A 17583-nucleotide genomic window follows, 5' to 3' on the forward strand; every position below is an offset into this window, starting at 1 on the left:
CTGTTCGCGACGAACCAGAGCATCGGCGACCTGAGCGACTCGCTGAAGAACGGCGGCGTGATCGACCCGACGACGGGTCAATCGCTGGCGGTCGTGTACGACAGCGCGGCGAAGGACACGGTGACGCTGGGCGGCGCGGGCGCAACGACGCCGGTTCAGGTGAAGAACGTGGCGGCCGGTACGGACGACACGGACGCCGTGAACGTGGCGCAGTTGAAGGACGCGGGCCTGGTTGCGCCGATCGATCCGACGAACCCGGGTTCCGGCCTGGCTTCGCTGGCGGTGACGTACGACAAGAACGCCGACGGTTCGGCGAACTTCGACCAGATCGCGCTGAAGGGTGGCGCGAACGGCACGAAGATCACGAACGTGGCGGCGGGTGATCTGTCGGCGACGAGCACGGACGCGGTCAACGGTTCGCAGCTGTACGCGACGAACACGCGTGTCGGCTCGCTGGAAGACTCGCTGAACAACAGCGGCCTGATCGATCCGGTCACGGGTCAATCGCTGGCAGTCGTGTACGACAGCGCGGCGAAGGATCGTGTGACGCTGGGCAACGCCGGCACGCCGGTGGTGCTGTCGAACGTGGCGGCCGGTGTGGTCGACACGGACGCAGTGAACGTGGGCCAGCTGAAGGACACGGGTCTGGTCGGCGAAGACGGTCAGGGCAACCTGACGTCGCTGGCGGTGACGTACGACGACGCGACGAAGGCTGGTATCACGCTGGGCAACGCCGGTACGCCGGTGGCGATCCACAACGTGGCGGCGGGCGACCTGTCGGCGACGAGCACGGATGCGGTCAACGGTTCGCAGCTGTTCGCGACGAACCAGAGCATCGGCGACCTGAGCGACTCGCTGAAGAACGGCGGCGTGATCGACCCGACGACGGGTCAATCGCTGGCGGTCGTGTACGACAGCGCGGCGAAGGACACGGTGACGCTGGGCGGCGCGGGCGCAACGACGCCGGTTCAACTGAAGAACGTGGCGGCCGGTACGGACGACACGGATGCGGTGAACGTGGCGCAGTTGAAGGACACGGGTCTGGTCGGTGAAGACGGTCAGGGCAACCTGACGTCGCTGGCGGTGACGTACGACGACGCGACGAAGGCCGGTATCACGCTGGGCAACGCCGGTACGCCGGTGGCGATCCACAACGTGGCTGAAGGCAACCTGTCGGCGACGAGCACGGACGCGGTGAACGGTTCGCAGCTGTACGCGACGAACACGCGTGTCGGTTCGCTGGAAGACTCGCTGAACAACAGCGGCCTGATCGATCCGGTCACGGGTCAATCGCTGGCGGTGACGTATGACAGCGCAGCGAAGGACACCGTGACGCTGGGCGGCGCGGGCGCAACGACGCCGGTTCAGGTGAAGAACGTGGCGGCCGGTACGGACGACACGGACGCAGTGAACGTGGCGCAGTTGAAGGACGCGGGCCTGGTCGCACCGATCGATCCGACGAACCCGGGTTCCGGCCTGGCTTCGCTGGCGGTGACGTACGACAAGAACGCCGACGGTTCGGCGAACTTCGACCAGATCGCGCTGAAGGGTGGCGCGAACGGCACGAAGATCACGAACGTGGCGGCGGGCGCGGTGAGCGCGACGAGCACGGACGCGATCAACGGTTCGCAACTGCACGGCACGGCACAGAGCGTGGCCGATTCGCTGGGCGGCGGCTCGACCGTCGGCGCGGACGGCACCGTGACGAGCCCGACGTACTCGCTGGCCGATCCGGCGGACGCCTCGCAGAAGCAGGACTACCACAACGTGGGCGACGCGCTGGCGAACCTCGATGGCCGAGTCGTGGACAACACGACGAACATCACGGTCATCAAGAACCAGCTGGCCGACTCGGGGCTGGTGGATCCGGTGACGGGGCAGTCGATCGCCGCGGTGACGTACGACCGTAACGCAGACGGTACGCCGAACTACGGTTCGGTGACGCTGGGTAACGGAAACGGTCCGGTGCGCGTGTCGAACGTCGCGGACGGTGTGGCGCGTAACGACGCGGTGAACCTCGGCCAGTTGCAGGACGCAGGTCTTGTCGCGCCGGTCGATCCGACCAACCCGGGTACGGGTCTGGCGTCGCTCGCCGTGACGTACGACAAGCACGCGGACGGTTCTGCCAACTTCGACCGCATCACGCTCGCCGGCGCGAACGGCACGACCATCACGAACGTGAAGGCCGGCGCGGTGAACGCCACCAGCACGGACGCGGTGAACGGTGCGCAGTTGCACGGCGTGGCGCAAAGTGTGGCCGACTCGCTCGGCGGCGGTTCGACCGTCGATCCGGACGGCAAGGTGACGAGCCCGACGTACGTGGTCAACAACCAGACGTTCAACAACGTCGGCGACGCGATCACGAACATCTCGAACAGTCTGGCGGACGGCTCGATCGGCCTGGTCCAGCAGGACGAGACGTCGCGCGACATCACGGTCGCGAAGGACACGGACGGCACGGTCGTGGACTTCGCGGGCACGGCGGGCGACCGCGTGCTGACCGGCGTGGCCGCGGGCGCGGTGAACGCGACGAGCAAGGACGCGATCAACGGTTCGCAGCTGTACGGCACGGCGCAGAGCGTCGCTGACGTGATCGGCGGCGGTACCACGGTCGATCCGGACGGCACGCTCGCGAACACCGCGATCGAGGTGAACGGCAATAAGTACAAGACCGTTGCCGAGGCAGTGCAGGCAGCGGCCGCGTACGGCGCGACCGATTCGCTCGCGGTGCGTTACGACCTGAACGCGGACGGCACGCCGAACTACGGTTCGGTGACGCTGGGCGGGACGGGCGCGGCGCCGGTGGTGCTGACCAACGTTGCCGACGGCGTGAACAAGTACGACGCGGTGAACTACGGCCAGTTGAGCGACCTGCGCGACCAGTTCAGCGGTCTCGACGATCGTGTCGGCGCCCTCGAGCAGAATCCGGGCAACGGCGGCGGTGGTGGCGGCGGTGGCGGTTCGGGCGACAACCCGTACTTCGCCGGCACCGGCGACGCAAGCTCGGCCGCGGCCAATGCCGGCACCGGCACGGGCAACACGGCGGCCGGTTCGGGTTCGACGATCGGTTCGGGCGCGAACAACGGCACCGTGATCGGTTCGGGTTCGAACGTGTCGAAGGACAACGGCACGGCGATCGGCTCGGGTGCGTCGAGCACCGGCGAAGGCGCGACCGCGATCGGCTCCGGCGCGAACGCGTCGGGCAACCAGTCGGTCGCGATCGGCCAGGGCTCGGTGGCGAACGAAGCCAACACGGTCTCGTTCGGCAACGGCACCGACGACGGCAACCGCCGGATCGTCAACATCGCGGACGGTATCAACGCGAACGACGCGACGACGAAGGGCCAGCTCGACCGCGCGGTCGGCGGTCTGCAAGGGCAGATCAACGACGTGTCGAGGAACGCGTACTCGGGTATCGCGGCAGCCACGGCGCTGACGATGATTCCGGGCGTGGATCCGGGCAAGACGTTGTCGTTCGGCGTCGGCGGCGCGACCTACAAGGGCTATCAGGCAGTGGCGTTCGGCGGCGAAGCCCGCATCACGCAGAACCTGAAGATGAAGGCCGGCGTGGGTCTGTCGAGCGGCGGCAATACCGTCGGCGTGGGTGCGTCGTACCAGTGGTAATCGCATGAGGCGGGGCGGCTCGCGCCGCTTCGCCCGTGCGCTACCGCGTCACGCATTCCGTTCATTCCAATTCAAATCGGGCGTCCGCCTTCGGGCGGACGTTTCATCATGACCATGAAAACTCTGTTGTTGCGCGCCGCGTCGGTCGGCGCGATCGCGATGGCGCTCGGCGCCTGTACGACCCAATCGGGACTGACTTACGACATCCGCGCCGTATCGGTGCCGGGCCAGCCGGACCGCGCGTTCCGCGTGAGCTGCGACGGGCTGCTCGGCAGCGCCAATTCGTGCGCCCGCGCGGCGGAAGAATTCTGCCAGGGCAAGGGCTTCACGCCGCTCGAGATGATCGACCGCGTATACAGCCGCGCGCCGATGAAGGATCCGCGCGAGATCACGTTCATGTGCGGCAAGCCGCAACCGGTCGCGCAGCCCGCGCCGCAGGCTCAGCCGCAACCGCAACCGCAACCCGCGCCGCAGCCGGTGCAGCAGCGCCAGGTGCTGCTGCAGGGCGACGCGAACTTCGCGACCGACAGCGCGGTGCTGACGTCGCGGGCCCGCAGCGATCTCGACCGCTTCCTCGCGGTCAATCGCGGCGTGACGTTCGCGCGCGTCGCCGTGACCGGTTTCACCGATTCGACGGGTAGCGCGGCGCACAACCGCACGCTGTCGGAAGCGCGTGCGCGCACCGTGGTGAACTACCTGCGCGCGAACGGGCTGCAGGCACGCTCGTTCGTGGCCGAAGGTCTCGGCGCGTCGGACCCGGTCGCGTCGAACGCGACCGAAGAAGGCCGCGCGCAGAACCGTCGCGTCGAGATTCGCCTCGACGTGCAGTAACGCATCGCGGGGCGCCGGCTATCCGGCGCCCGTCATGCCGGCGCCGGCCACGAACCGGCGCACGAGCGGCACGCGACCGGACCGTCGCGTGCAGGCTTCCTCCGGCAGGCTTCAGGCCGCCCGCTCCACGAGAGCCGGCGGCCTGTTTCTTTTGGGGGACACGGCGGGCGGCGGTGGGCCGCCCGCGATCCGTGGATCACGCCCCGGTTTCGTGCGAAGATAGCGCCGAATCAGGATCCGGCCACGCGCAGTCGCGCCGGCGCCGGCAACCGGGCGGCCGTTCGCCGCCTCGACAGCGGTGATCCCCGGAACGACTATGGGAAGCTATCAGATACGCGTGGTACTGGCCGACGACCACCCGGCAATGCTCGTCGGCGTCGAGCACGGCCTGTCGTCGGTGCCGACGATCCGTCTCGCGGGCAAGGCAGGCAATTCGACCGAGCTGATCCGCCTGCTCGACGATGGCGCGTGCGACGTGCTCGTGTCCGATTACGCGATGCCCGCGAACGAGCACGGCGACGGCACGACGCTCTTTTCCTACCTTCAGCGCCGCTATCCGGACGTCAAGCTGGTCGTGCTGACGATGCTCGACAACGCGGCCGTCGTCGGCGCGCTGGTGCGGCTCGGCATCGGCTGCATCGTCAGCAAATCCGATACGGTCGATCACCTGATTCCCGCGATTCACGCAGCCGCGACGGGCGGCACCTACTATTCGCCGTCGGTCGAAAAGGTCGTGCGCACGCTGTCCGCACATTCGAGCGCGCGCTTCGTCGATCAGGCGCCCGCGCTGAGCACGCGCGAGATCGAGGTCGTGCGGCTGTATGCGTCGGGGATGACGATCAACGAGATCGCGGACAAGCTCAGCCGCAGCAAGAAGACGATCAGCACGCAGAAGTCGCGCGCGATGCAGAAGCTCGGGATCGACAAGGACATGGACCTGCTGCGCTACGCGATCGAGAACGGCATCGTGGCCGCGTCGGGTAGCGAAGGGAAAGGCGGGGAAGGCGGGGAACAGGCGGACGGAGAAGCCACCGGCGGGAATCCGGGCGCGGGCGCGTGAGCGCCCGCCGGTGCCGGCATGCGGCCGCGCGACCTGCCGCCGCCGCTGTCGGCGCAGTGGCCGGGGGAGCGGCAGCGGGAGGGCGGTGAAGGATGCAGCGCCGTCAGGACGTCGTGTCGACCGGCGTCGCCGCGCTGCCCGGATCGGCCACCAGGCCGCAGGCGATCGCATAGCGGACCACGTCGACGTCGCGCTCGAGGCCGAGCTTCTGCATCGCCGAGCTTTTCTGCGTGCTGATCGTTTTCTTGCTGCGGTTCAGCTTGTCCGCGATCTCGTTCACCGACAGCCCCGATGCAAACAGCCGCACGACTTCCGCCTCGCGCACCGACAGCGTGGGCGTCTTGCCGCCGCCTGCGCCGAGCTGGCGCAGCGCGCGATCCATCGACGGCGACAGATACCGGCCGTTCGTATAAGCCGCGTGAATCGCCATCGTCAGATGATTGGTCATGTCCGACTTGCTGACGAGGCAATGGATCCCGAGATCGATGAGCGCGCGCAGCGCGACCGCGTTCTCCAGCATCGTCATCACGACGATCTTCAGGTTCGGGTAGCGCTTCAGGATCGCGCTGAACAGCGTGATTCCGTCGCCGTATTCGTTGCCGGGCATCGCGTAGTCCGATACGAGCACGTCGCACGGATGGGCGGCGAGCGCTTCCATCAGCGCCGTCGAGTCGTGCGCGGTCGTGACGACCGACACGGTGCTCGACGTCGACAGTTCGTACTGGGAGCCGATGACGACGGCCGGATGGTCGTCGGCAATGATCACGCGTATGGGGAAGCTCTTCATCATGTTGGTCTCGATGGTCGCGCCGCACCATGCGGGGCGCGTTTCGTCGTTCTGCACAAATGCCTGCCGAGCGCCGGCGCGAGGGCGCGATCGCAGCCGGCCCTGCGGCCGCGCAATGACGCCCTCGCGCCGACGGCCGATGGCGGCTCGCAAGGAACCGCCATCGGCCGTCGGGCGAAAAGGCGGAGGGATCGCTCCCCCCGCTTGCCGCTCCGTTGCTCCGCGAATCGAATCGGTCGACCCGCGGAGCCGGTCGGTCAGAACTCGTAGCCGACCTGGGCGCGCACGCCTGCATCGCCCGTCGACGTGACGGACAGCGCGCCGTTCATCAGCCACTTGCCGTCGCGCGTCCGGTAGGTCGCGCCCGCCGCGACCGCCGAGCCGCTCTTGTAGTTCGCGGCGCCGACTGCGACGACGGTCTTGCCCGGCTGCGACGGCGTCAGGTTCGGCATCGCCATGGCCGCGGCCACACCGGCGTACGCGTTCTTCGCGACGTCGTTGATCATGCGGTTGGTTTCGCCGAAGCGCTGGTCCACCGATTCCATCGCGCGGTCGAGCTGGCCCTTCGTCGCCGCGTCCGTCTGATTGACGCCGTCCGCGATGTTGACGAGCCGGCGGTTGCCTTCGTCGGTGCCGTCGCCGAACGAAACGGTCATCGCTTCGTCCGCCTTCGAGCCCGCGCCGATCGCGACCGAACCGTTGCCGTTCGCGCTCGAACCTTGGCCGATGGCCGTGCCGTTTTCACCCGCGCTCGAACCCTGACCGATGGCCGTGCCGTTTTCGCCCGCGCTCGAACCCTGGCCGATGGCCGTGCCGTTGTTGCCCGACGCAACCGAGCCCTGGCCGACGGCCGTACCGTTGTCGCCCGTGGCGACCGAGCCCTGGCCGATGGCCGAACTGTTCTCGCCGGACGCGTTCGAGCCGTCGCCGACCACGAGCGAGCCGTCGCCGCCGGTGCCCGTGCCCGGGCCCATGCCGCCACCCGACCCACCGCCCGAGCCGCCACCCGTTTCAAGGTCGCCGACGCGGTTCGACAGGTCGCCGATCTGGCCGCTCAGTTGGCCGTACTGCAGCGCGAAGTCCTGCTGCATCGCATACAGCTGGCCGCCGTTCACCGCGTCCATGCTGCCCGACGCGATCAAGCCGGGCGCCACGTTGTGCAACGCCGTACCGCCCACGCCGCCGAACGTCACGCTGGCGAGATCGATGCCGTCGTACACCACGGCGCCGAGCTCCTTGCCCGTGTAGTCGATCAGGCCGGTCGCCTTCAGCTGCGCGATCGTGACCGCGTCGTCGTCGTTCACGCCGTTGCCGACGCCGCTCAGCGTGCGCGGGCCCGCCGTGCCGGCGAAGTTCACCGACGTGCCGCCCGTGTTCGCGCCGACCGTGATCGCGCCCGTCGTCGCATCCTGCCGGACGAGGCCGATTTCGCCTGCCGCGAGCTGGTTGTTGATCGTCGTGATCGCACCTTCGTTGTTCGTCACGCGGCCGTCGATGTTCGTCACGACGTCGCCGATGTTGTGAACGACGGTCGTGCCGCCGTTGCCGTCGCCGACGGTGAAGCTCGGCGCGGTGATCGAACCGTCCGGGTTCACCGTCGAGCCGCCGCCGATCGCCGACGCGACGCTGTCCGCCACGCCGTGCAGCTGCGAGCCGTTGACGGCTTCGTTGCTCGTCGCCGAGACTTCGCCCGCCGCCACGCCGGCCAGCTTGCGCTCGCCCGTGGTGCCGGTGAAGTCCACGACCGTGCCGTCGGTGTCCTTCGCGACCGTGATGTTGCGCGTGGTCGCATCCTGCTGGACGAGGCCGACGGTGCCGCTGCCGATCTGGTCGGCGAGCTTCGCGATGTCGCCTTCGTTCGTCGTGACGCGGCCGTCGAGGTTGGTCACGACGTCGCCGACGTTGTGAACGATGGTCGTGCCGCCGTTGCCGTCGCCGACGGTGAAGCTCGGTGCCGTGATCGAGCCATCCGGGTTCACCGTCGAGCCGCCGCCGATCGCCGATGCGACGCTGTCCGCCACGCCGTGCAGCTGCGAGCCGTTGACGGCTTCGTTGCTCGTTGCCGACACTTCGCCTGCCGCCACGCCGGTCAGCTTGCGGTCGCCCGCGGTGCCCGTGAAGTTCACGGCCGCGCCGTCGTTGTTTGCGCCGACCGTGATGTCCGCGCCCGCGCTCGCCTGCTGCACGATGCCGATCGTGCCGCTCGTCAGATCGCCGAGCTGGTTGTTGATGTTCGTGATGTCGGTCGCGTTCTTCGTGATGTCGCCCTTGGCCGTCGTCAGTTCGCCGTCGAGTGCGCCGAGCGCGTCGCCGACGGTGTGCTGCGTGCCGCCGTTTGCGAGCGTGTACGTCGGGCCCGTCACGGCGCCCGTCGTCGGATCGATCGACGCGCCGCCGCCGAGTGCGGTCACGACGGGTTCGAGCTGCGACACGTTCACGGCGTCGGTGGCTTGCGTGCCGGCGGCCATGTTGACGATCTGGCGTTGCTGCGTGGCATTACCGACCGCAACGCTGTTGTCGCGATCGGCACGCGAGTTGACGCCGAGCGCAACCGACTCCGAACCCGATGCGATCGAGCCTACGCCGAGGGCGGTCGAGTGATAGCCGGCGGCCGACGCATACGCGCCGACTGCGGTGGCCGCACCCGTGGTGGTGCCGGTGCCGCCGATCGCCTCCGCGCCGAAACCGAACGCTGAGCTGTTCCGGCTGTTCGCGACCGTGTTGTTGCCGACGGCCGTCGCGGCCACGCCGGTGCCTTGCGCATTCGCGCCGACGGCGAGTGCGCTGCCGGCTGCCTGTGCGGCGGCGGCACCCGACGAAGGGTCGACCTTGAAGTAATCGTCGGTCACGGCCGTGGCGAGCTTGTTGTTGATGGTCGTGATGTTGCCGTCGAGCGCGCCGAGTGCACCGCCGATGGTGGTCTGCGTGCCGCCGTTCGCGAGGGTGTACGTCGGGCCCGTCACGGCGCCGGTCGTTGCGTCGATCGAGGCGCCACCGCCGAGGGCGGTCACGACAGGCGAGAGCTGCGACACGTTCACGGCGTCAGTGGACTTCGTGCCGGCGGCCATGTAGGTGATTTGGCGTTGCAATGTCGCGCTGCCGACCGATACGCTATTGTCGCGGTCCGCGCGCGAGCCTGCACCGAGCGCAAGCGATTGTACGTTGAGTGCTTTGGCTCCGTAACCGACGGCGGTCGCACTGTCTTCCGATGCGCTGGCCAGGTAACCAACCGAGGTCGCGCCGTTGACTTCCGCATGGGCGTTACCGCCAATCGCGACCGCACGGCTTACTGCCTTTGCGCTGGCCCCTACCGCGAGGCTATTGCCTGTCGCGGATGCATTCGCACCGACTGCAACTGCTTGATATGTGGCCCCACTGGCGTCGGCGGTTGCATTGCTGCCGATTGCAATGGCCCCGCCTGCGGTGGCCGTGGCGGCCGTACCACCGTTCACCTTGATGTATGCATCATCGAGGGCCGCGTTGGTACCAATGGAGCGCGAGCTCATCGTGCTGCCGACCTTGCACACGCCAGCTTGATCGAGTGCACCATTCTCGCCGTCCGCCGTCGTGCACGCATCGGCGGCGAACGCGCCACCGATACCCGCGCCGCTCAGCGCGAGCGCGACCACGGCGCTGCGCGCGACGCGCGCCGAGCCCTTCGAATGCGATTTCGCCGTTTCGGCGACAGCCGTCCACGTGCCCGTCGCGGCGTTCCAGATATTGCGGTACGTCTTGTTCATGTCCCTACTCCTTTCAGTGTGTTGGGTAACTGAAAGCATGGTAGGGATCGGGCGCGTCCGAATCTGTCGTCCGGGGCTGAATCGCTGCGTGATCGCCGTGGGGCCAGTCCTACACGCGGGCGGCCGCTTTACATGGCATGTGCCTGAACGGCGCTCGAGGGGCGGGCGTGAGCACGGGCAGGCATTGGGATCGAGCCGGTACGCGGCCTTGCCGCAAACCGTTGCGCCTGCCGGCAGGTAACACGGCGTCGAAGCGCACGCATCGCGGGTCTGCTGGAAGAAAGAAACACGTACGCGGCTCGCATGCAGCGATACCGGAGACCATCGTGGGGACGGAGGTCGCAAGGCCGCGATCCGATGGAAATTCGCGCCGCTGCGGCTCGAGGATGCACTGCATGCGCAGTTGCGTGACGCGGTCGCGACGCCGAGCATGCCGCCTCCGCGGCAACGGGAACGACGGACTGAGGGGCGAGCGTTCAGTGTTCGCATCTGGCAGCGTGTAAGTTTCAACACCATCACCCATCTCTGTCGTGGCCGCGCCCACCGGCCACCACCAAACGCCCGCGCCTCAGCCGGCTCCCGGCCGGAACGCAACGACCGTCGCCGGCATCATGTCAGGACAGCTTACCTTCACCGTCCGTGTCGTCCAATCGGACCAGGCTGAAAGTGATCGGAATCCATGTGTGGCGAGGGCCGACGCGGCAAGGCGCTGGCGCGCGAATGGTCACTGCCTTCTCGGCCATGCGTACCGTGAGTCATGGAAACCGTGCGCGGTTCGGTGCCATACCGACGGCGCATTGCCATCCTAGCGGCAGAAAGTGCGTGTGACGATCAGCCCAGTCCGATTCCGGCCGCAAGAGTGAGCGACGGAGAGCGTGAAAGATGCGCGCCGGTCAGGCCGTCGGCGCGGGCGCCGCACGCCGTCGCAGCGCTTCGCGCGCCAGGCGCTCGGTGTCGGCGAACAACGCGGCGAGCGACGCGGTATTGCCGGCGCGCACGGCATCCTGCATGTCGCGCACGGCGTCCGCCACCGCATGTTCGTGAATCGTCGCGAATGCGCCGCGCAGCGCATGCAGCTCGTCGCGCAACGCACGATGGTCGTCGTGCGCGAGCGCCGTGCGGATCGCCGCGAGCGAGCGCTCGACGCTGTCGGTCAGCAGCACCTGCACGTCCGGCGGCAACGGGCCTTCCGCGAGTTCGACGAGCGCCGACGCACGCGGGCCCGTGATGGCGACGTTCGCGAAACGCCGCACCGTACGGTCGATCGTATCCAGCAGCACGGGCTTCACGAGCACCGCGACGATGCCGGCTTCCGCACAGCGCGCACGCTCGTCGGCGCTCGCATGCGCGGTGCTCGCGACCACGGGCAGGTCGGGATACTGCGCGCGCAGCACGCGCGCGAGCGTATAGCCGTCCATGCCCGGCATGTTGAGATCGGTCAGTACGAGGTCGTAGCGCGTGTCCGCGCAGCGGCGCAGCGCGGCCGCGCCGCCGTCGGCCGCGTCGGCCGCGTAGCCGAGCGCGACGAGCTGGCTCTGCTGCAGCGTGCGGTTCACCGGATGATCGTCGACCACGAGCACGCGCGCGGCGAGCGCGGGCAGCGCCGCCGCATCGTCGGCCTCGTCTTTGGGCGCGGCATCTGCATGGGTCGACCCGCGCAGCGGCAACGTGACGACGAAGGTGCTGCCGAGGCCGGCTTCGCTCTTGACGTCGATCGTGCCGTTCATCAGCGTCGCGAGCCGCTTCGTCAGCGCAAGCCCGAGCCCCGTGCCGCCGAAGCGGCGCGAGATCGACGTATCGGCCTGCGTGAACGGCTTGAACAGCGACGCGCGCTGCGCATCGGTCATCCCGATGCCCGTGTCGCTGACGCCGATCGCGACGGGCGACGCGGGATCGGTGTCGTCGCGCAGATAGACTTCGAGCGTGACCTCGCCGTGGCTCGTGAACTTGATCGCATTGCCCACGAGGTTCGCGGCGATCTGCCGGATGCGGGTCGGGTCGCCGACGTAGCGCGGCGCGAGCGCGTCGTCGACGACGATGTCGAACTGCAGGCCCTTGGCCGCCGCGAGCGGCTCGAACATCGCGCCGGTCTGGCGGATCGTCTCCGCGAGATCGAATGGAATCGCCTCGATCGTCATCTGGCCGGCTTCGATCTTCGACAGATCGAGGATGTCGTTGATCAGGTCGAGCAGCGTCGACGATGCGCCTTCGACCGTATGCAGGCGCTCGCTTTGCGTGTCGCTCAGCGGCTCGCGGCCGATCAGCTCGAGGTTGCCGAGGATTGCGTTCAGCGGCGTGCGGATCTCGTGGCTCATCGTCGCGAGGAACGCGGACTTCGCATCGTTCGCCGCGTCGGCCGCGCGCCGCGCGTCGTCGAGGTGGCGCTCGATGGCTTTCTGCGACGTGATGTCGGACACGTTGCAGAGCAGCACGTCCGCGTCGCGAAAGCGCGTGCGCACGAGCGTCGCGAGCAGGTCGACCGTGTCGCCCTGCGTGGTCGGCAGCGGCACGTGCAGATCGGGCTGCCACGCGTTCGCGTCGGGCGATCGGTCGACGCGCGCGAACAGGCGCGCGGCGAGCGAGGTATCGCCTGCCGCGCGCGCGTCGTACGCGCGCATCGTGTCGTTCTGCATCAGCACGGCGCCGTCGTCGAGCGACAGCAACGCGATGCCCGAAGGCGCAGCTTCGACGATGGTCCGGTTCAGGTTCTCGCTTTCGACGATGCGCCGCGTGCGCGCGTCGTCGGGTTTCAGAACCTTGCGGTCGAACAGCACGAGCATCGCCCATGCGAAGCCGAGCGCGATCGTCATCAGCACCGCATACCAGCCGATGCGTCGCGCGAGCGCGCTCAGTACCGAGCGCATCGAGAACGACTGGACGAGCGTCCAGTCGGTGCCGCCGATACGCTGGCTCAACGTGAAGTCGCCCGCCCGATGTGCGGGCTGCGGGCCGTCGGCGCGCACTGCGCGCGCGGCGGCGATCAGCCGCTCGACGACAGCCTCGGCCGCATCGCCGTATTCCGCGGCGCCGACGCGCAGCACGGGGCGCCCGGCCGAGTCGACGATGATCGCGGCATCGCCGTCGTCCCGCCCTGCGAGCCGTTCGCGCAGCAGGCCGGTCGGGAGTGTCGACACGAACACCATGCGCGGCTGGCCGGCCTCGTACGCGGTGCCGACGAGCCGGAACACGTCGCGCCGCTGGATCGGATCGTAGGCGGGCGCATGCCAGACGTAGCGGCCGGCCGGCGCGAGTTCGAGATCGGGCGCGAGCTTGTCGAGCAAGGCGGCGACGTCGGCGGCGCCGGTCGTGGCCAGCGGGTCGGCAGGCTCGGGCTGCGGGATGACGAGCGCGAAATGGCGATTCGGGGCGTACGCGTAGCCGGCGATCGCCCGGTCGGCCTCCTGCGTCGCGACGTACGCGCCGACCCGATAACTCATGTCGCTGGCCATCTCGAGATCGGGGCCGTACGACGCGGCGGGCTGCCCGGGAGACAGGTCGGCGAGGGCGAGCACGGGCGGAAACCGCGGGCTGCCCTGCAGCACGAGGCGGCCATGCCCGTCGGCGAGCTGCGCGGTCAGCACCGGATCCGTCGCGCGCGTGCTCCAGACCGCTTCTTCGTGCGTGACCAGCGTGTCCATGCCGGTCGTGCGCAGGTTGAACTCGAACCGGACGAAGAACTGGCGCACCGCGAACTGCGTATAGCGCTCCTGCACGTAGTCGCGGCCCATCGCATACAGCAGCGATCCGCTCGCGACGAGCGCCGCGAGCGTCACGCCGATGCCGCCCATATACAGCAGCATGCGCTGGCGGCGTCCGACGGGCGTGCGGGAAGCGGGACGGCGGCGGTCTGCGGCGGCGCGAGGATCCATCGTGGCACGGGGCGGGCGGATGAGGTTTCGCCATGATAAGCGAGACCGATCGCGGTGCGGGCGTGCCGCGCGGGGGCGCGCCGGTTGCCGATCGCGCGACGAAGGCGTGAAAAAGGGGGCGCGGGGCCGCTAACGCCGTTCGGCGTGGTCCTCTTCGGGCCCGGATTCGACGAGTCGATAGCCGAATCCGTAGACGGTGAGCAGCCGCAGGCCGTGCCGTCCGTCCAGTTTGAGGCGGTCGCGCAGGTTCACGATGTGCGTGTCCAGGCGGCGGCTGGTCACCGCGACGAGCGACCCCCAGACGAGTTGGCTCAGGTGGGCGCGCGACAGCGGCCGGCCCAGGTTCATGAACAGCGCCGTCGCGATCTGGAAGTGTTTCTCGGTCAGCACGTGCTCGCGGCCGGCGACGCGGATCGTGCGACTGCCGGTGTCGAACTCGAAGTCGCCCATGCGCCAGCGCCGGTGGCTGGTCGTCCGGTAGTGGGCCCAGCGCAGCCACATCGCGACGCTCGACACGAGCGTTTCGGCGGGAGACGTGTACGGCAGGTACTCGTTCGCACCGGCTTCGAACGCGAGCACTTGCGCCGTTGCGCCGTCGGTCTGGCTGGTCGCGAGGATCGGCATCGAATCCGAGAAGCGCGCACGCAGCGTGCGGATCGCGTCGCTGGCCCGGTAGCACGGCGCTTCGCATTGCACGACGAGCAGGTCGAACGGCCGCAGGTCGCAGGCCGCCAGCAGGTCGGGCAGGTATTCGAAGCGAACGGGACGATAGCCGGCCCGCCGGAGGATGTCGTCGATCCGCAGGCGGTCGTAGCCGTGGCCGGCCCGTCGCAGCCGATCGTCGAATGCATGCCGGGATGGATGGTCGATCGTCAGGATGCCGATCAAGAGCGTCGAGTCGGCGGTCATGTCCGGCGCGTACAGGAAGCCGGCCTGCCGCGCACGCGCGAGTCGGGCGCGGCGGGCCGACGGGCCTGCATGCGTCGCCGGCTCGCGGCGGCTCGTCCGAAAACGGGGGCGGCGCTGTCGCGGCGCTCGTCCGGCGAGAGGAGTGCGGCTTCGATGCGCCCGCGCCGCGCGAAGGGAAGAGTGCTCATGGACGGACTCGATGCGCGCGTGAAAGGCGAATCTCGCGCGAAAAAGATCCCGCCGCGAAGGCGGGATGAATATCGACTATCTATCTCTGGAATGCGCGGCACGCCCGGATTCGGGGGAACGGGCATGCCGGCGGAATGATTGTGATGGCGTTGGCGCGTGGCGTGAATCGGCCCGGTCCGAAAATGGCGGGCAGGATGCGTGCGAAGTGCGCATCGAATGCGGCGTACCGGTTTTTCCTGGCGGCATGCGTTCGGCCCCCTCGTCGTCGCCTGTGCGAACGCCGTTGTACGCCGCGTTCGCGACCGCATGTATCGGACTGGGCTGACGGATACCGCGCACAGTATCGGACCACCGGAAGCGGCATCGTGCGGACAATGCGTGCTGCGCCGCATCGGAACGGTGCGCCACGGAACCGCGAGCAGGCATTCGGCCGCATCGCGTGCTTTTGATCGAAGAACCCCCGGAACTCGACATGAACGTGACACGAACCGCGATTACCCGGCTCGTCACCGCGACGCTATGTGCGGTGACGGCGCCGATGCTGCCCGCCCATGCGGCCGATGCCTCTGCGCCGGCGAGCGCTGCGCCGACCGATCATGCATTCGATTACGACCACCAGCGCGACTGGCATCTGGAATCCGGCGACGCGCAGTCGCCGGTGGCGATCGACGCGAGCACGGCCAGGCAGGCGACCCGCTATGCCGACGAGAACAACGCGATCGGCATGCATATCGCCGACACGCGCGCGAAGGTGATCGACAACGGCCATACGATCCAGATCGTGCCGGCCGTCGGCAGCGCCACGATCCGCGGGCGCCATTTCACGCTTCAGCAGATTCACTTCCATTCGCCGTCGGAGCACACGATCGACGGTCGCAACTATCCGATCGAGGGACATTTCGTGTTTCGCGCGCAGGACGGGCGTCTGGCGGTCGTTGCCGTGCTTTATCGCACCGGCGCGGAGAATGCGCAGTTCGCGGCCGCGATGGACGCGCTCAAGGCAGGCGATACGGCGAGCCTCTCGTCGTTCCGCGCGGCCGCACTGATGCCGGGCAACATGAATATCTACTATCACTACCTCGGGTCGCTGACGACGCCGCCGTTGACCGAAAACGTCGAATGGTACGTGCTGGACGAGCCGGTCGAGCTGTCCGCGGAAGACATCACCGCGTTCCGGATGCGCTATTCGCACAACGCGCGGGTGGTGCAGCCGCTGAACGGGCGGCCGTTGCTGCGTTACGACGCGCGATAGGCGGTCCGCGTGCCGCAGCCGCTCGAATAGGCCCAGTCCGATTTACTCGGACCGTGTGCGCGGCGATACTCGGGACCATTCATTGACATTACGGGAGAGCGGATCGGCGCGGCACACGCGGGACGATTCGTCGTCGACATCATGAGCATGCAGGACATCACCGGACATTTCGCGTTACCGCTCGCGCGTCCTTACACGGACGTGCCGCCGCCGTATGGACGGCGTCGCAGGCCGTTCGTGAAGAGCAAGCGGCCGATGCCGGGCGTGTTCGATCTGCGTGCGGTGCGCGAGGCGCCCGAGGCGGTACGCGCCCCGTCGGTTCGCGCGACGGATTTCGGTTCGGACAACCGACCGTGGGTGAAGCCGAAGGCGCCGCGCCGTTGGCGGCCGACGCTGCTGGCGCTGATCGCCGGCCTCGCGTTCGGTTCCGTGGGCTTTGCGGCCACCCGGCTGTTCGACGTCGGCAAGTCAGCGCCGTCGCCGCATACCGTCTACGAGGCGGCAATTGCCGTTCAGCCGGCGGAGGCGCTCGTCACGACTCCCGCTGCGGCGATCGTGGCGCCGGACGTTCCGCCGCCCGCCGCGGACGATGCGGCGGCAGTCGCGGTGCAATCCGCGGGCGCGACGCAGCCTGACGGTCGTGCGGCGGATGCATTGCCGACGTCGGCGCCCGCATCGAAGCCGGCCGTTGCACGACGCAAGAAGGCAACGGTCGCGGTGCCCGATCGCGCGGCTGCGTTCGGCGGCATCCCGGCGCGCGCGACGGCAACGAAGCCCGCTGCGCCGCGCCAGCAACAGGCGTCGGTCGAACCGGTGCCGAGCGCGGCCGAAGCGGTCGGCATGACGGCTGCAGAGTTTTCGCGCTGGCTCGACGCGACGCGCGAGTCGTCGCGCGCGGCGGCTGCGCCCGCGCCGTCGAATCCCGACGCGTTGCGCGTCGGCCTGACGAATCAGACTCGCTTGACGGATCGCTGAGGGGCGCATCGCGGCGTCGCGATCGGAGGTCCCGCACCGAGCCGCGCGTCGCGACAATCACGGAGCGATATGACCGGCACTTGCACACACGATGCATGGCGGTGAGGAAGCGTGCGAATAAAAAATTCGTATTCCAGATGAATTAGAAGACCATCGTCAGAATCGGACCAAACCGATTCTCGGCCGATGCACCGTCGTCGACAATGGGCATGCCGGTGGGCGTGGTGGCCTGTCGGTGTCTCCTCGACGCGGAGACCTCTCCTTGACGGCCGCTCTTCCCGGAGCGGCCTTTTTTGTCCGTATCGGCGGACGACCGCGAATGTCCTGCGGCGACGCGGCGAGCGTAT

At 68.5% G+C, this 17583-nt stretch carries 9 protein-coding genes; 5 read left to right on the forward strand and 4 right to left on the reverse strand.

The window, feature by feature from the left end; genetic code table 11:
- The 3 genes from WT53_RS10735 to WT53_RS10745 form a co-directional block, all read left to right on the forward strand.
- Positions 1-3624: YadA family autotransporter adhesin (locus tag WT53_RS10735; protein WP_179949008.1), on the forward strand; the 3624-nt coding region annotated here is incomplete at its 5' end.
- Between the two features lie 108 nt (positions 3625-3732).
- Positions 3733-4455: an OmpA family protein gene (locus WT53_RS10740; RefSeq protein ID WP_059831312.1), complete on the forward strand. Its 723-nt coding sequence runs from the start codon at positions 3733-3735 to the stop codon at positions 4453-4455.
- A gap of 316 nt (positions 4456-4771) precedes the next feature.
- The gene (locus WT53_RS10745; protein WP_060259661.1) at positions 4772-5515 is read left to right on the forward strand and encodes a response regulator transcription factor; all 744 of its coding nucleotides are present in this window, start codon (positions 4772-4774) and stop codon (positions 5513-5515) included.
- Positions 5516-5618: 103 nt separating this feature from the next.
- Here WT53_RS10745 and WT53_RS10750 read toward each other — a convergent pair whose 3' ends face one another.
- The 4 genes from WT53_RS10750 to WT53_RS10765 all read right to left on the reverse strand — a co-directional run bounded on the left by WT53_RS10750 (position 5619) and on the right by WT53_RS10765 (position 14820).
- Entirely contained in the window at positions 5619-6305 is a 687-nt protein-coding gene (locus tag WT53_RS10750; RefSeq protein ID WP_060259746.1) for a response regulator, read from the reverse strand.
- Between the two features lie 254 nt (positions 6306-6559).
- On the reverse strand, positions 6560-10042 hold the full coding sequence (locus tag WT53_RS10755; RefSeq protein ID WP_060259664.1) for a YadA family autotransporter adhesin: 3483 nt from the start codon (positions 10040-10042) through the stop codon (positions 6560-6562).
- Positions 10043-10935: 893 nt separating this feature from the next.
- Positions 10936-13842 carry an ATP-binding protein gene (locus tag WT53_RS10760; protein ID WP_257127829.1) on the reverse strand — a complete coding sequence of 969 codons (2907 nt, stop codon included), beginning with the start codon at positions 13840-13842 and terminating at the stop codon, positions 10936-10938.
- 198 nt (positions 13843-14040) lie between these two features.
- Positions 14041-14820, reverse strand: a complete 780-nt coding sequence (locus WT53_RS10765) for a response regulator transcription factor (RefSeq protein ID WP_060259672.1) — start codon at positions 14818-14820, stop codon at positions 14041-14043.
- 661 nt (positions 14821-15481) lie between these two features.
- Between WT53_RS10765 and WT53_RS10770 the strand changes: the two genes are divergently transcribed.
- Complete coding sequence (locus tag WT53_RS10770; protein WP_059823673.1) at positions 15482-16261, forward strand: carbonic anhydrase; 780 nt, start codon at positions 15482-15484, stop codon at positions 16259-16261.
- A gap of 147 nt (positions 16262-16408) precedes the next feature.
- Positions 16409-17236: a hypothetical protein gene (locus WT53_RS10775; protein ID WP_257127830.1), complete on the forward strand. Its 828-nt coding sequence runs from the start codon at positions 16409-16411 to the stop codon at positions 17234-17236.
- Positions 17237-17583 lie beyond the last annotated feature (347 nt).

Origin of the sequence: Burkholderia sp. MSMB2157WGS (assembly GCF_001532755.1) — a bacterium.
Taxonomy (GTDB): domain Bacteria; phylum Pseudomonadota; class Gammaproteobacteria; order Burkholderiales; family Burkholderiaceae; genus Burkholderia.

Bases quoted from the DNA above. Each gene is read 5' to 3' on its own strand.
- WT53_RS10745 (WP_060259661.1), top strand. From the start codon at position 4,772: ATGGGAAGCTATCAGATACGCGTGGTACTGGCCGACGACCACCCGGCA.
- WT53_RS10755 (WP_060259664.1), bottom strand. From the start codon at position 10,042: ATGAACAAGACGTACCGCAATATCTGGAACGCCGCGACGGGCACGTGG.
- WT53_RS10775 (WP_257127830.1), top strand. From the start codon at position 16,409: ATGCAGGACATCACCGGACATTTCGCGTTACCGCTCGCGCGTCCTTAC.
- WT53_RS10765 (WP_060259672.1), bottom strand. From the start codon at position 14,820: ATGACCGCCGACTCGACGCTCTTGATCGGCATCCTGACGATCGACCAT.
- WT53_RS10760 (WP_257127829.1), bottom strand. From the start codon at position 13,842: ATGCTGCTGTATATGGGCGGCATCGGCGTGACGCTCGCGGCGCTCGTC.
- WT53_RS10740 (WP_059831312.1), top strand. From the start codon at position 3,733: ATGACCATGAAAACTCTGTTGTTGCGCGCCGCGTCGGTCGGCGCGATC.
- WT53_RS10770 (WP_059823673.1), top strand. From the start codon at position 15,482: ATGAACGTGACACGAACCGCGATTACCCGGCTCGTCACCGCGACGCTA.
- WT53_RS10750 (WP_060259746.1), bottom strand. From the start codon at position 6,305: ATGATGAAGAGCTTCCCCATACGCGTGATCATTGCCGACGACCATCCG.